Here is a 13,961-nt window from a genome sequence, read left to right on the forward strand (position 1 = left end):
TGTGAGTTCGATTTATGAAAAATCAATTATTAACTATCATTTGCTGCATCCCAAGCTGCAGAAACGGTACCAATTAGAAGGGTCTCATACATTCAGCGGGACGGGAACGATGTCAGAAATAAGCGGAGGCTCTCTTCTGGTTAGAATGCTGTTAAAGCTGGGTGTTTTTTTCAGATGCTTCTTTTCAGAAAGAGGCAAAGACATTCCATTTACAATACAAAATAGAACTTGTCTTTTGAAATCGCAACATACAGGAATAGAATGGAATCGTACATTTTTCTTTAAAGGCAAAAAACGTTTCTTTGACGCGATAATGATATATGACGAGAAAGAAAATAGAATACTTGATTTCTTCGGTAAACCTCATCTGCTGTTGTCTGTTTTGACGTTCGAGGCATCTCTTGACGGCTCTCTTACAATCACATCGGGAAAGCAATGGCTATTGATATGTGGAAAAAGAATCCCGCTGCCGAAATGGCTGACCGGTACATCCGTAGTTTGCGAAACGTTTGATGAAAAAAAGAATTGTTTCACCATTGAAGTGCATGTGCAAAATACAATTCTTGGCACTCTTTTCTTTTATAAAGGAACGTTTCAGGAGGAAGAGAGAGAATCATGAAACGAAATGGCATAGTCAGTGCGCTTTGTTTTATAGGATTTCTTGCAGCGGAAGCACCGGATATTTCAGTGGCAGAGGCACTCGTTTTGTTATCCATTCTTTTTTTTGTGCCGGGAATTTTCCCTTTTGTTTTTCGTCAATCGCCGGTTCGTGCTGCTCAGTTTATGGAATATGGGCTAATCCAGTGCTATCCGGTAGCCGCATTCTTTGCGGTGCTGGCTCTAGTGACGGAGGTTGGAGGTTTCGCGCTAATCTGGTGGATGTACACAGTTTTTATTGCATTGTATGCGATCCTCCGCCTTTGGGAAACAAAGATACATAGAATCGAAGAAACATCAGTTTTGTTCGGTCTTATTTATTTGGCGGGAGGAGGATTTTGGTTTTTTGCTTATGCTGCCCATTTGCAGATCATGCAATTTGGCCCTCTCATCATTTTGCTGACTGCTGTCCACTTTCACTATTCTGCTTTTCTGATCCCGATCTTCAACGGCTTACTCGGCAGAACCATTAGAAAACATCGGATGTTGTATAGTTGGATAACATGGGTGATTTTGCTTTCGCCCCTTCTTATCGCACTGGGCATCACATATTCAAAAACACTTGATGTCATTGCGGTTAGCATTTATATGGCGGCGATTTATCTTCATGCATTTTTGGTGTTCACGGCAGCTTTTCGCACCAAGATGGGGACATTTCTTATTCGGCTTTCTTCCGCTGTTTTAATGATAACGATTGCTTTCTCGATGATTTATTCATTTGGTGTATTTCGGCAAGAAGTTACATTGACCATCAATCAGATGATTTGGATTCACGGTTTTGTCAACGCGTTTGGTGTTATCTTGCCCGCTCTCATAGGGTGGAGAATAGAGGATCCGAAGCCTTTTGATGCAGACAGTGTAAAGACATTCAGCCGTATCTACGGAAAAAGAAAGATTGGAGAAGAATTTTTAGCTAACATTCAAGCTGAAAATAACGCTCGGTACAGCGGACTTGTGGATGATATGGACAGCCTGCGTTCAAAAGATTTTTCACCAGAAAAACTGGCGCCACTCATTCTTTCGTTTTATGAACAAACCATCGAATACAATATTAAAGCAAAAGTAACATGGAGCACGTGGTTTTGGCCGCTTGCAATTATTTACGAATGGTTCAGCAGAAGAATCGGCCAAATACATCTTTCGACGAACCCTGACTGGTATAGGATGTACAGCAAGATAAAAGGTGTTCCTTCGAAAAAAGACGGAAGGGAAAGAGTTCGTGCCTGGATTAGAACAAATGAAAAAAACGAAACCATTTTTACTGCGCTATATTCAATGTACCGTTCAAATGGAGAGGGGTATATGAATATTTCTTTGCCGCTTCCATTCAGCAGCATGACAGGTATTTTAAAACCATATCATCATCAGGAGAAGCTGGTTTTAACAAGCAGGCGGAGAAAAAGCAGAGCGGGGGATGAGGGAATTTATCTACAAACAAGAGCGGGAACTTGTCCGCTTCCTTTATCTGAAACCTTTCTGATAGAAGCTGCACATGACAACAAATTAACCGCTGTTCATCATATGTGGCTGTTTGGAATAAAATTTCTAACTGTTCATTACAGCATTACACATATTAACCGGCCTATTGAAAGAACCTAACCAAATTAAGAAGCTTCGTCTGCCAGTTGTAATAGATGCACTGTTTTAAAAAAATTCTGCGCCGCATCAAGACAGGAAAGGAAGGGTTTATGGTGTTTTATATCAGTTTATTTCTGATTCTTTGGCTGGCTGCGGGGTTTGCAGTGGGAATGAAACAAGTGTATGTCGATCAGCTGTTTGATAAAACTGTGATCGAAAGGCTGGAAAAAGAAGCGAATGATCATGGACACGCTGACCGGATGATCAAACAGCGCGCCCTTTATATTGCAGCAGTGACATTAAGCGGGTTTATTTCTGTTTATTATGAAATGAAAACAATCCCGCAAAGGCGAAACATAAGAAAAATTGAAAAAAACATCATGAAATTAAATCAAGCAAAAAAACGAAGAATGAAGAGAAAATAAAAAATGCACAGGCCAAAGAGCAGGTGCATTTTTGTTTTGTATGGAAATGGGGGAGGTGGTGCCAGCTTACTTTTCATAAATTCAAAAATGAGAAGAACAGCGCCCGGGCTAATGGTATATAATATTGTGAATTTAACAAAAATTTAACAAGGAGGACGAGAGAATTCGTGCTAAAGCCTCAAAGAGACCTACATCCTGTTGATTTGGACTTAGAGGCGGAGTAGATGAAACCGGCCAAAGTATCCCTGCTCCGCCGTTTGCTCCATTCCTTGAAGCATGTTGATTGTAACATAGCCAAACGTTTTCCATCAACTATTAAAATTGTAAAATTATTGTTTATTTTCATGGTATTTACTCCGATTTCTTCAATTTATGCTGAAGATGTATATCAGAATTTTGAGGAATTAAAAAACAATGAAGATCCTTCTGATTACGACATTGTTACGAAAGAAACCGGAAGCCCTGTTCTTGTTTTAGCTATTCACGGAGGAGGTATTGAAGGCGGGACAAGTGAAGTAGCGAGAGAGCTCAGCAAAGAGTACTCGATGTATTTATTTGAAGGCTTAAAATCGACAGGAAACTCAGTCCTGCACATTACGAGCACGCACTTTGATGAACCTCGGGCCCTTAAAATGACGGGAAATCATGAATATGTCATTTCATTACACGGGTACGCAGAAGAATATCAACAGATCGAAGTCGGCGGTACAGATCGCGTAAGAGCGGCAGATTTAGTTGAGAAATTGCAGCATGCCGGTTTTCCTGCTGTACTGCTCAATACGGACCATCCGCATGCGGGCATTAGTCCGAATAACATTGCAAATAAATCAAAAACAGGTTTAAGTATCCAGATAGAAATGAGCACAGGCTTTAGAAAGTCTTTGTTCGGCATCTTTTCTTTAAAAAGCAGAGCTGTTACTCAAAATGAGAGGTTTTATAAGTTTACAGAAGTGATGTTCCGTTTTCTCAAAAATAGCTACTGAAAAATAGGAGGCGATAAGACAGCCTCCTATTCCTTATGCTTCTCATTCGTTTCGGGAAACAACTCGTCCGCGGCTTCCGTTTGATACTGCAACGTGTTATCTCTCGCTGACAGTTCATTTCGGAAATTTTCATCAAGTACATTTTTCAGTAAATACCGATGAAAAAAGTATTCAAAAACAGTAAGACAGGCAGCAGAAAGGAGAGCTGCTCCAAATGGTGAGAAATCGTTTCTTGTTTGGGTTAAAACAAATACCCAAAGAATAACGAATGAAAGGCCAAAGTCAGCCAATGAAGCTGTAATATTGTTTGTTCTGGGTAAGATGAGCATGTCACCAGAAAGATAGGAAACAAAACCTAAGAAAAGTGCAATAAACATCACACTTAAAAAGGATGCGTGATAGACTCTGTCCAATATCACATATAAAAGGGCGAGAGTGAAAGCAATCTTTGAAGCAAGCGCAATGATATGTTTCATTTGACCACCTAATTTGTTATTTTTGAAGAAAATTCTTGGACGTAAACAAATGATAAATAATGCAATTCAAAACCATTCATAATGGTCATGTTACTATTTTAAACAGTCCGTTTTTGTTTACACTGGTATTTTTTTTCAGCAGTATGAAACTTTCTTATGAAAAAAGACGTATATGTGGATGATCAGCTTTCAAGGGGGGAATGATTTGTGGAGATAAAAGGAATCAATCACTTGCTATTTTCAGTTTCGCATTTGGATACATCGATTGATTTTTATCAAAAAGTGTTTGATGCAAAGCTTTTGGTAAAGGGAAGAACAACTGCATATTTTGACATGAACGGCATCTGGCTAGCGCTTAATGAAGAACCAGACATCCCGAGAAATGACATTAAGCTTTCTTATACCCATATTGCTTTTACAATTGAAGATCATGAATTTGAGGAGGTATCAGCTAAATTAAAAAGACTTCATGTCAATATTCTGCCTGGCAGAGAACGAGATGAACGCGATCGAAAATCAATTTATTTTACCGACCCTGACGGCCACAAATTTGAATTTCATACCGGAACCCTTCAAGACAGGCTTCGATATTACAAACAAGAAAAAACGCATATGCACTTTTATGATGAAACGGCCTTTTGATATCACACACCATATTTCATATAAGGTTAAATTGAAAGAAGGGTGTTGGTGGAGACTTTATGTTTGGGGAAGGTTTCTACCCGATTTGTTCAACGATGCCATATCTTTTGAACTGCACAAGTGATTGAGTGAAGGTGAAATTGAAATACATATTACATTTTATATGAAGAAAGCGAGCTGTTTTAACAGAGTGTTGAACTACCTAAACTATGTACTAAATTTTCAGTTATATCAATTGCCTCGCCCTTTAATTAAATATAAAACCGCATCCTTTCACGACCTAAAAAATGAAACGTTTTTAAGAAGATAGCGTCTAATATTCTAAACGTTCATATTTTGAATAAAAGTTTCCTGAAGGAAAGAAATTTCCTTGACTTCAACAATTGTTTGGTGGATAATTATGGTGTAAACATGATGTTCTTTTTCCTCCTATTCAGGCTCGCACCCAAAAGTCAGGGCGAGCCTGCTTTTTTTGAACAACAAACCCCCTCTCCGTAAAGGAAGAGGGGGTTATTTCATGCATCTGATAGATCAATAGATTAATGGACGGTTCTGAACACGCCAATCACTTTCCCTAGAATGCTGACATTCTGCAAAATGATAGGTTCCATCGTTGGGTTCTCAGGCTGCAAGCGAATGTGGGTATCCTCTTTATAGAATCGTTTTACAGTTGCTTCATCATCTTCTGTCATCGCAACTACAATTTCCCCATTGTTCGCTGTGTTTTGCTGTTTAACGATGACATAATCCTTATCGAGAATACCGGCATCTATCATACTGTCTCCCATAATCTCCAGCATAAATACATGCTCGTCTGGAGGAACCATGCGGTCAGGGAGCGGAAAATATTCTTCAATATTTTCTACTGCAGTAATAGGAGATCCCGCCGTGACTTTCCCGATGACTGGTACATTAACGACCTGGCTTTGCGGAATGTCTACTTCTTCATCAAGAATTTCTATTGCTCTTGGTTTTGTCGGATCCCGTCTGATCAGCCCTTTTGTTTCCAAGCGGGCCAAATGGCCGTGGACAGTAGAGCTGGACGCAAGCCCGACAGCCTCTCCGATCTCTCTCACGGAAGGCGGATATCCTTTTGATTTAACCTCTGCTTTAATAAAACGGAGGATATCAAGTTGCCTTTTTGATAGCTTCGTCATTTTTCGCACCTCAAAACGTCGATTTTAAGAAGATTATAGCATGATTTTCCTTACAGTACAAACATAGGTTCGAAAAAACAATTGACAGAAACGTTTGTTCGTATATACTGAAATTATAAAAATGCGAACAAACATTCCTGTTGGAGGTTATGATCATGAGTAAAGAATCTATTATTTTTGTCGGTCTGTTCACAGTGATTTTGAGCGCGGTTATCCTTATGCTGTCATATACAAGCAGCGGCCAAGAGCTTAATCAGTATGTTAAAATAGAAGTCCAGCAAGGCGACACACTCTGGTCAATTGCTGATCAGGTAGCAGATACAAAAAAGATAAACAAAAATGATTTTATTGAATGGGTAGCTGATAAAAATCAACTTCAAACCTCTGATATCCAGCCGGGTGATGAGTTAGTGATCCCATTGAAAAAGAAGCATCAGGATGCATATGAATTGGCAACTGTAAGATAGAGAGGAAAGAGAGATAAAATGAAAGCACTCATTTATGCCCGCGTAAGCACAAATAAAGAACAGCAGGAAACGTCATTAAAGCGGCAGGAGGAGGAGCTTACGGCCATTGCAGCGGAGAACGGCATGGAAGTGGTCAAAGTGATTTCAGAAAAAGCCAGCGGATATGAAATGGATCGGGATGGTGTATTTGAGCTGCTTGATGAGATTAAGAACGCTGGAATTGATGTCATTTTGGTTCAGGATGAGACAAGGCTCGGACGGGGAAACGCAAAAATCGCACTGCTTCATTGTATTTATAGAGAAGGTGTGAAAGTCTATACAACGGCTCATAGAGGTGAACTGGAGTTATCGGAGGCTGACTCAATGGTCTTGGAAATCGTCAGCATTGTGGAAGAGTATCAGCGAAAGATTCACAACATGAAAATCAGACGGGGAATGAAGCGTGCAGTAAAAAACGGTTTTAAACCGCAAAAAAACTTAAAAAACCAACATGGGAACAGTGGAAAAGAAAAAATAGAGGTGCCAATCTCTGAGATCGTCCGCCTGAGAGCGAATAAACTGACGTTTGCTGAAATCGCGGCTACCCTAAGAGGGTTTGGCTATGATGTCTCTAAAGCAACCGTTCACCGGCGTTTTCAGGAATACATAGAGAATGAAGAGACAGCAGAGTGAATCAGTTGTAAAACTTTTTTTGATCTAGTACTATATAGACAAAATGCAATAAAGGAGTTTAACATGATTTCAAACGCGAAAATTGCCAGAATTAATGAACTTGCTGCCAAAGCTAAAGCTGGCGTTATTACAGAAGAAGAAAAAGCCGAACAGCAAAAGCTCCGTCAAGAGTATTTGAAAGGTTTTCGTTCTTCTATGAAGAACACGTTAAAAAGCGTGAAAATCATTGACCCAGAAGGCAATGATGTAACACCAGAAAAGCTAAAAAGAGAACAAAGAAATAACAAACTTCACTAATATAAGAGGAATACGGCAATATCGTATTCCTCTTTTGCATATACTATAATCAAAACTCTTATGTGACAAAATTCAACAAGTTTCTCTCAAATTTAAGCTGAAACAGTTGAGAAAAAGTCGTCAGACATTTATGATGTAAGGGTACAACACATAAGGAAGGGGATTTTTATGGATACAATTGAAAAGAAATCAGTTGCTACCATTCGCACACTGTCAATAGACGCTATTGAAAAAGCAAATTCTGGTCACCCAGGGATGCCGATGGGGGCCGCTCCAATGGCATACACGCTGTGGACAAAATTTATGAACGTAAGTCCGGCAAACCCTGGCTGGTTTAACCGTGACCGTTTTGTTTTATCTGCTGGACACGGGTCAGCACTATTATACAGCATGCTTCATTTAAGCGGGTTTGATCTTAGTATTGAAGATCTTAAGGGATTCCGCCAGTGGGGCAGCAAAACACCAGGACATCCGGAATTCGGACATACTGCCGGTGTTGATGCTACAACAGGTCCGCTTGGCCAAGGAATTGCCATGGCAGTCGGTATGGCAATTGCTGAACGCCATTTAGCGGAAACATACAACCGCGATTCATTTAACGTAGTCGATCATTATACATACAGTATTTGCGGTGATGGTGATTTAATGGAAGGTATTTCTTCTGAAGCCGCTTCACTCGCAGGCCATCTTCAGCTTGGCCGTCTGATCGTACTATACGATTCTAATGACATCTCTCTTGATGGAGACCTCGACCGTTCATTCTCTGAAAACGTGAAACAGCGTTTTGAAGCAATGAATTGGGAAGTTCTTTATGTTGAGGATGGAAACAATATTGAAGAATTAACAGCGGCTATCGAAAAAGCACGCCAAAATGAAAAGAAACCTACATTAATTGAAGTGAAAACGACAATCGGATTCGGTTCACCTAACCGTGCCGGTACATCCGGTGTTCACGGTGCGCCGCTTGGTAAAGAGGAAAGCAAATTAACAAAAGAAGCTTACGCGTGGACGTATGAAGAAGACTTCTACGTTCCGTCAGAAGTTTATGAGCATTTCGCTGCAGCTGTTAAAGAATCAGGTGAGAAAAAAGAACAAGAATGGAATGCTCAATTCGCTAAATATAAAGAAATTTATCCTGAACTTGCTGAACAGCTTGAACTGGCAATCAAAGGAGAGCTTCCGAAGGACTGGGATCAAGAGGTTCCTGTGTATGAAAAAGGAAGCAGCCTGGCATCCCGTGCATCTTCCGGTGAAGTTCTCAACGGACTTGCGAAAAAAGTTCCTTTCTTTGTCGGAGGTTCTGCTGACCTAGCGGGATCGAACAAAACGACAATTAAAAATGCCGGTGATTTTACAGCGGTTGATTACTCAGGCAAAAACTTCTGGTTTGGTGTACGTGAATTTGCGATGGGGGCAGCCTTAAACGGTATGGCGCTTCATGGCGGTCTTCGTGTATTCGGCGGAACTTTCTTTGTCTTCTCTGATTACCTGCGTCCTGCGATTCGCCTTGCAGCGCTAATGGGCCTTCCTGTGACATATGTCTTCACACATGACAGTATTGCGGTAGGTGAAGACGGTCCGACGCACGAGCCTGTTGAACAGCTTGCTTCACTCCGTGCGATGCCTAACCTTTCTTTGATCCGTCCAGCAGACGGCAATGAGACAGCAGCAGCATGGAAGCTTGCAGTGCAAAGCACTGACCACCCAACAGCGCTAGTGCTTACACGTCAAAACCTTCCTACCATCGATCAAACATCTGAAGAAGCATTGGCAGGAGTAGAAAAAGGTGCATATGTCGTTTCTAAATCTAAAAACGAAACACCTGACGCTCTTCTCATCGCTTCCGGATCAGAGGTAGGTCTTGCAATTGAAGCGCAGGCTGAATTGGCAAAAGAAAACATCGATGTTTCTGTTGTCAGCATGCCTTCAATGGACCGTTTTGAGAAACAATCTGATGAATACAAAAACGAAGTTCTTCCTGCAGATGTGAAAAAACGTCTTGCAATTGAAATGGGCTCATCATTTGGATGGGGCAAATACACGGGGCTTGAAGGTGACGTTCTCGGCATAGACCGATTCGGTGCATCTGCTCCTGGTGAAACCATCATTAACGAATACGGCTTCTCAGTTCCGAACGTAGTGAATCGAGTTAAGGCATTAATCAATAAGTAAGCTTTTGAAAGAGGATGAGTCAAATCATCCTCTTTTTCTTGTTTATCCGACAAAAATAGTATTGGCTGTTTAACAGTAATAGACAATTCTTTCTTTTCTTCTTTTGTATAATAGAGAGCAAATGAAATGCTGCTGGAAAAGGGGATGAAAAGATGGAACGTCACTACTATACGTACCTGATCAAAGAGGAATTTGCCAATCACTATTTCGGCCGGGAATCGGTTATGTTTGAGCTATTTCAAGACTATCATTGGACAAGCCTTGAAAAGCAGCAGTATGAAATGACAGAGAAACAGATTCAATATATTACACAACCAATCCCGATTTTACATATGCATCAGCGGTTAAAAATGAATTTAAACAAGACGGATTACAGGCAGCTGGATTATATTTATAGAATAGCTTTGCCGAAAGCAAAAGGCCACGCGACGTTTATGATGAAGGAGCACATGATAGAAATTGTGGCTTCGGGAGATTACGAGGCAGAAACGATATTCTTTGAAGTGTTAAGAAAAGTAAGCCCTTGCTTTTTAGCAATGGATTTCAATTCGAAGCGTTACGGATGGCTAAATCCGGTGAAAGAAAGAAATTTTGTCTAAAACCGAAGAAAAAGAGATGTAAATGTTGTATAATAGCTTTTGGTTTAGTACACTTTAAACTAGACAACATGAAGGAGGAAATAAAATGACTTTATGGGTTGGCATCCTAGTGGGCGTTGTTGCATTGCTCATAGGTGTTGCACTCGGGTTTTTTATTGCTCGTAAATATATGATGAGCTACCTGAAAAAGAATCCGCCTATTAATGAACAAATGTTACGCATGATGATGATGCAAATGGGAATGAAACCTTCTCAAAAGAAAATCAATCAAATGATGAAAGCCATGAATAATCAAACGAAATAATACGTAAAGATTATGATATAGAGAAACATGGTTATAAAATAAAAAACCCTTATACGGGTTTTTTATTTTGCAATCATTCATCACCCGCTACTGCTCGAAGGCGCTGCTTTTGATATTGTATGAGAAGATGGTCAAGCTCCTGACTGAGCTCTATCGTAATATGAGATGTCATTCCGTTCGCCATGACAATTTGCAGCAGCTCTGCTCTTTTTTTTTCAATTTCTTTTAATAGATGCTCTCTAATCACAGGGATGTATCCTTTCATACATTAGATCTTCAAAGTGAATGTTTATATTATATCCATATTTATACTAATTTTCAAATGAGAAGGAGTATAATGTCTCAATGTCAAATTAAATTATATAAGTTTTTTCTGAAAATAGAAATCCTTCAAGTGAAAGTGTTAAAAAAATGAAATGATTTTGTCATAACTTGAAGGAATGTCAAATCATGAAGGGATGATGACATGGGAGACGTGAATTATTTTTTGACATTCGGTGCGGGGTTTTTATCCTTTATTTCGCCTTGCTGCCTGCCGCTTTACCCAGCTTTTTTGTCATATATTACAGGGGTCAGCATGGACGATGTAAAAACAGAAAAGCTGCTGCTGCAGAAAAGAAGCCTGTTTCATACTTTGTGTTTTTTGCTTGGCTTTTCAGTCATTTTTATTGCTTTAGGCTATGGAACATCTTTTATTGGCAGCCTGTTTAGGGATTATCACGATGCGATTCGGCAAATTGGCGCGTTGCTTATTATTTTGTTCGGTTTCATTACACTCGGTGTGTTTCGGCCTGAGGCTATGATGAAAGAGCGGAGAATCCATTTTAAGCATAAACCAAGCGGGTTTTTAGGGTCGGTCTTAATCGGAATGGCATTTGCAGCTGGATGGACACCATGTACCGGTCCGATATTAGGTGCTGTTATCACACTTGCAGGCACCAATCCGGGTTCAGCGGTGCCATACATGATGTTATATGTACTCGGTTTTGCGGTACCGTTTCTTTTATTGTCTTTTTTTATCACAAAGCTGAAGTGGATAAGGAAGAACCAGCTTTTCATTATGAAAGCTGGCGGCGTTTTGATGATTGTGATTGGTGTGCTGTTATTCTTTAATTGGATGAGCCTGATCATTATTTTGCTGTCAGATCTTTTTGGAGGCTTTACTGGTTTTTGACGGTAAATTACTTTCGTACTACTACTAATCCTTTTGTTTTTGGTACAATAAGACTATTATCTGTGGAAATCGATTGTTGGAGGGGAATATGACAAGAGTTTTAGTTGTAGACGACGCCAAGTTCATGAGAGTGAAAATCAGAGAGATCTTGGAAGAGGCAAATTACATAATCGCAGGCGAAGCGGCGGACGGTGAACAAGCAGCGGACCTGTATAAAAAACTGCGACCGGACCTTGTGACAATGGATATTACAATGCCGGTGAAAAACGGCATAAAAGCGCTTCGTGATATCTTAACCTTTGATCCTAAAGCGAAGGTCATCATGTGCACCGCCATGCGCCAGCAAAGAATTGTAACGGAAGCAATTGAGCTGGGGGCAAAGGATTTTATTGTTAAGCCGTTTGAGGAAACAAAAGTGCTGGAAGCTGTAAGCCGCGTTATGGGACATTAAAGTCATTTCTTTTCAAAATGGTTTTTTTTATTGTTTTGGAGTATAGTATATAGTATCAACACTCCGAGAAACAAAGGAATGATAAGTATGATGATTATAGTTTCATCGATTATTGCTGTGTTAATGGCTGTAGCTGTGATGGTGGTCAGAATAAAGTCCTCTGACAAGCCTGTTTCACCAAAAAAAATCATTCTTCCGCCGATTTTTATGAGTACGGGAGCGTTAATGTTTTTATTTCCGGTATTTTGGGTAACTGGTGCAGAGTTTTTGGAAGCATTCACTTTAGGTGTGATTTTCTCTATTTTTCTAATCAAAACTTCTAAGTTCGAAATTAAAAATAATGAAATTTACATGAAACGCTCTAAAGCATTTGTTTTTATATTAGTCGGTCTTTTGGTGATCAGAATTGTGATGAAATCAATCTTGAGCACATCAATCGATTATGGTGCACTGAGCGGAATGTTTTGGATTCTGGCTTTCGGTATGATTGTGCCTTGGAGAATCGCCATGTATTTATCATATCGAAAACTTCATAACGAGCTGCAGTCAGCTAATATTCAAATGAATTAAAAAACCTTTCCTCTTGTCAGGAAAGGTTTTTTATTTGAGAAGGGTCTGATAAGGTTCCAAATCGATTTTTTTGTCCCGCAGATGCCTTTTTAAGAAGGTATGGTCTCTTTTAGGAGTTGCGAGAATATAGCCTTTGATCATAAGTTGCTGATCAATCTTTGCTACCTTTTCTTTTAATGCAAGCTCACCGATTTTGCCTGCGATTTTGGCTTTTGCTGCATCTCTGAACAGCTCTGGCACCGGCGCAGTCAATTCATCTAGAAACTGTTTGTTTTCATCGTTCCATAAATGTCTGCTGTTTTCAATATAGTAATCCTGCCAATCAAGCTCTGATCTGCCGTCCTCTTTTGGTAAACGCTTTAAAAACTTTCGAAACATGAAAAAACCGCCGATTGATAATAAGACTACCATCATGATCACCCAAAACAGAATAAACCATAAAAACCATCCTTCCAGCATCAAGCATTCCCCCTTATTCTAACCATATTGTATACGAAGAGAGATTAGAAGAACACAGTAAAAAAAGAATAGAAAAAAGTGATAGACGTCTAGTCAAAAGAGATAGTAGATCATATTCTATTGTATAGTGAATCTGCTATTTGGCCATGGGAGAGTCACTAGAGGGTATTTGACGATAAATGGACGGAAAAAAAAGTCACTTTCATAATAGGGGATGAAAGTGACTTTTTATGTTTAGCTGAGAGGAAATTGAAGAGAAAAAGAAGAGCCATCTTCTGTTTCTTTATTGACGGCGACTGTGAGTATTTGATTTTCGCATTCGGCTTGAATGGTTTTGTCATTAAAATAAAAAGGAAGCATCATTTGTTTTTCAAAAGTCTGTCCTGACGATTTGACAGTTAAGATGAACTCGCATCCAGAAAGGGTAACTGTTACTTGTGTAGGCTGTAAAAAAGTCAGATCCGCTTCTATAATATACTGCTGACTTGTTTCATATAAATCAATAGGCAATGTTTCGTCGTACCAGGCGAAGGGGTCTTCAAAAAATTGCCGAAGCCATTCATCCATACTATCGAAATCATTCGCATCGTTGCGTTTTGAATGGTTCATGGAAGCATTCCTCCACATATCAACCTTGCTTAACATCATATGCGGTGGATTATAAATGGGTGAACGCATAAAAAAACAGACACTAAGGTCTGCCAGCTTGTAGAGAAAACGGTGTTTTTTTCTACAAGCTTTTTTGTTTTGGGCTGTTTCTTTACATATTCATCTGATTTCAGGTGCAGAAAAAGCACTCCCACATGCCTAGCCTTGCTTGGCTAGGTATGTGGCAATCTTCTTCATGTTTTGGCATGCGGCTGTGAGGAGAACTTGTT

The 13,961-nt window shown here is 39.8% G+C and carries 19 protein-coding genes and 1 pseudogene; 15 read left to right on the plus strand and 5 right to left on the minus strand.

The window, feature by feature from the left end:
* Nucleotide 1 precedes the first annotated feature (1 nt).
* The 4 genes from WA279_RS07230 (at nucleotide 2) to pghL (ending at nucleotide 3,643) form a co-directional block, all read left to right on the plus strand.
* A complete protein-coding gene (locus WA279_RS07230) occupies nucleotides 2-619 on the plus strand; it encodes a DUF4166 domain-containing protein (protein ID WP_336154828.1) in 618 nt (205 codons plus the stop codon).
* Nucleotides 616-2,256, plus strand: coding sequence for a YndJ family protein (locus WA279_RS07235; protein WP_336154829.1), 1,641 nt, complete (start codon nucleotides 616-618; stop codon nucleotides 2,254-2,256). The genes WA279_RS07230 and WA279_RS07235 overlap by 4 nt, the downstream gene beginning before the upstream one ends.
* A gap of 89 nt (nucleotides 2,257-2,345) precedes the next feature.
* Nucleotides 2,346-2,660: a hypothetical protein gene (locus WA279_RS07240; protein WP_166668700.1), complete on the plus strand. Its 315-nt coding sequence runs from the start codon at nucleotides 2,346-2,348 to the stop codon at nucleotides 2,658-2,660.
* A gap of 224 nt (nucleotides 2,661-2,884) precedes the next feature.
* Nucleotides 2,885-3,643, plus strand: a complete 759-nt coding sequence (gene pghL / locus WA279_RS07245) for a gamma-polyglutamate hydrolase PghL (RefSeq protein WP_336154832.1) — start codon at nucleotides 2,885-2,887, stop codon at nucleotides 3,641-3,643.
* A gap of 26 nt (nucleotides 3,644-3,669) precedes the next feature.
* Here pghL and WA279_RS07250 read toward each other — a convergent pair whose 3' ends face one another.
* Nucleotides 3,670-4,119, minus strand: a complete 450-nt coding sequence (locus WA279_RS07250; RefSeq protein ID WP_327829710.1) for a YndM family protein — start codon at nucleotides 4,117-4,119, stop codon at nucleotides 3,670-3,672.
* A gap of 207 nt (nucleotides 4,120-4,326) precedes the next feature.
* On the opposite strand from WA279_RS07250, the gene fosM reads away from it, so the two are divergent.
* Both fosM and WA279_RS07260 read left to right on the plus strand, forming a co-directional pair.
* On the plus strand, nucleotides 4,327-4,761 hold the full coding sequence (gene fosM, locus WA279_RS07255; protein ID WP_032725818.1) for a FosM family fosfomycin resistance protein: 435 nt from the start codon (nucleotides 4,327-4,329) through the stop codon (nucleotides 4,759-4,761).
* Nucleotides 4,670-4,886 (plus strand): annotated as a pseudogene (locus WA279_RS07260) (hypothetical protein); the annotation flags it as partial. The gene fosM and the pseudogene WA279_RS07260, both read left to right, overlap by 92 nt.
* A 414-nt stretch (nucleotides 4,887-5,300) precedes the next feature.
* Here the strand turns inward: WA279_RS07260 and lexA are convergent.
* The gene (lexA, locus tag WA279_RS07265; protein WP_003238209.1) at nucleotides 5,301-5,918 is read right to left on the minus strand and encodes a transcriptional repressor LexA; all 618 of its coding nucleotides are present in this window, start codon (nucleotides 5,916-5,918) and stop codon (nucleotides 5,301-5,303) included.
* Nucleotides 5,919-6,067: 149 nt separating this feature from the next.
* Here lexA and yneA point away from each other — a divergent pair, with 149 nt between their 5' ends.
* The 6 genes from yneA to WA279_RS07295 all read left to right on the plus strand — a co-directional run bounded on the left by yneA (nucleotide 6,068) and on the right by WA279_RS07295 (nucleotide 10,429).
* Nucleotides 6,068-6,385 carry a cell division suppressor protein YneA gene (gene yneA / locus WA279_RS07270; RefSeq protein ID WP_003231598.1) on the plus strand — a complete coding sequence of 106 codons (318 nt, stop codon included), beginning with the start codon at nucleotides 6,068-6,070 and terminating at the stop codon, nucleotides 6,383-6,385.
* An 18-nt stretch (nucleotides 6,386-6,403) separates the two neighbouring features.
* Complete coding sequence (locus WA279_RS07275; protein ID WP_015714011.1) at nucleotides 6,404-7,057, plus strand: YneB family resolvase-like protein; 654 nt, start codon at nucleotides 6,404-6,406, stop codon at nucleotides 7,055-7,057.
* Between the two features lie 63 nt (nucleotides 7,058-7,120).
* Nucleotides 7,121-7,354, plus strand: coding sequence for a DUF896 domain-containing protein (locus WA279_RS07280; RefSeq protein ID WP_003231595.1), 234 nt, complete (start codon nucleotides 7,121-7,123; stop codon nucleotides 7,352-7,354).
* A gap of 168 nt (nucleotides 7,355-7,522) precedes the next feature.
* Nucleotides 7,523-9,526: a transketolase gene (gene tkt, locus WA279_RS07285; protein WP_216995730.1), complete on the plus strand. Its 2,004-nt coding sequence runs from the start codon at nucleotides 7,523-7,525 to the stop codon at nucleotides 9,524-9,526.
* 152 nt (nucleotides 9,527-9,678) lie between these two features.
* On the plus strand, nucleotides 9,679-10,125 hold the full coding sequence (gene sirA, locus WA279_RS07290) for a sporulation inhibitor of replication protein SirA (protein WP_003231591.1): 447 nt from the start codon (nucleotides 9,679-9,681) through the stop codon (nucleotides 10,123-10,125).
* Nucleotides 10,126-10,210: 85 nt separating this feature from the next.
* Nucleotides 10,211-10,429: a YneF family protein gene (locus tag WA279_RS07295; protein ID WP_003221221.1), complete on the plus strand. Its 219-nt coding sequence runs from the start codon at nucleotides 10,211-10,213 to the stop codon at nucleotides 10,427-10,429.
* 73 nt (nucleotides 10,430-10,502) lie between these two features.
* On the opposite strand, the gene ynzD is transcribed toward WA279_RS07295, so the two are convergent.
* Nucleotides 10,503-10,676: an aspartyl-phosphate phosphatase YnzD gene (gene ynzD / locus WA279_RS07300; protein ID WP_010886518.1), complete on the minus strand. Its 174-nt coding sequence runs from the start codon at nucleotides 10,674-10,676 to the stop codon at nucleotides 10,503-10,505.
* Nucleotides 10,677-10,895: 219 nt separating this feature from the next.
* On the opposite strand from ynzD, the gene ccdA reads away from it, so the two are divergent.
* The 3 genes from ccdA to WA279_RS07315 all read left to right on the plus strand — a co-directional run bounded on the left by ccdA (nucleotide 10,896) and on the right by WA279_RS07315 (nucleotide 12,624).
* A complete protein-coding gene (ccdA, locus tag WA279_RS07305) occupies nucleotides 10,896-11,603 on the plus strand; it encodes a cytochrome c-type biogenesis protein CcdA (RefSeq protein WP_015383767.1) in 708 nt (235 codons plus the stop codon).
* A gap of 88 nt (nucleotides 11,604-11,691) precedes the next feature.
* On the plus strand, nucleotides 11,692-12,054 hold the full coding sequence (locus tag WA279_RS07310; protein WP_003245707.1) for a response regulator: 363 nt from the start codon (nucleotides 11,692-11,694) through the stop codon (nucleotides 12,052-12,054).
* Between the two features lie 78 nt (nucleotides 12,055-12,132).
* A complete protein-coding gene (locus tag WA279_RS07315; protein WP_072174017.1) occupies nucleotides 12,133-12,624 on the plus strand; it encodes a CcdC family protein in 492 nt (163 codons plus the stop codon).
* A 30-nt stretch (nucleotides 12,625-12,654) separates the two neighbouring features.
* On the opposite strand, the gene yneK is transcribed toward WA279_RS07315, so the two are convergent.
* Nucleotides 12,655-13,083 carry a DynA interaction protein YneK gene (gene yneK / locus WA279_RS07320; RefSeq protein ID WP_003231580.1) on the minus strand — a complete coding sequence of 143 codons (429 nt, stop codon included), beginning with the start codon at nucleotides 13,081-13,083 and terminating at the stop codon, nucleotides 12,655-12,657.
* A gap of 234 nt (nucleotides 13,084-13,317) precedes the next feature.
* Nucleotides 13,318-13,710 (minus strand): outer spore coat protein CotM, encoded by a 393-nt coding sequence (cotM, locus tag WA279_RS07325; RefSeq protein ID WP_015251997.1) that lies wholly within the window; start codon nucleotides 13,708-13,710, stop codon nucleotides 13,318-13,320.
* Between the last annotated feature and the right edge of the window lie 251 nt (nucleotides 13,711-13,961).

This window comes from Bacillus sp. 204(2023) (assembly GCF_037027505.1).
GTDB lineage: Bacteria > Bacillota > Bacilli > Bacillales > Bacillaceae > Bacillus > Bacillus subtilis.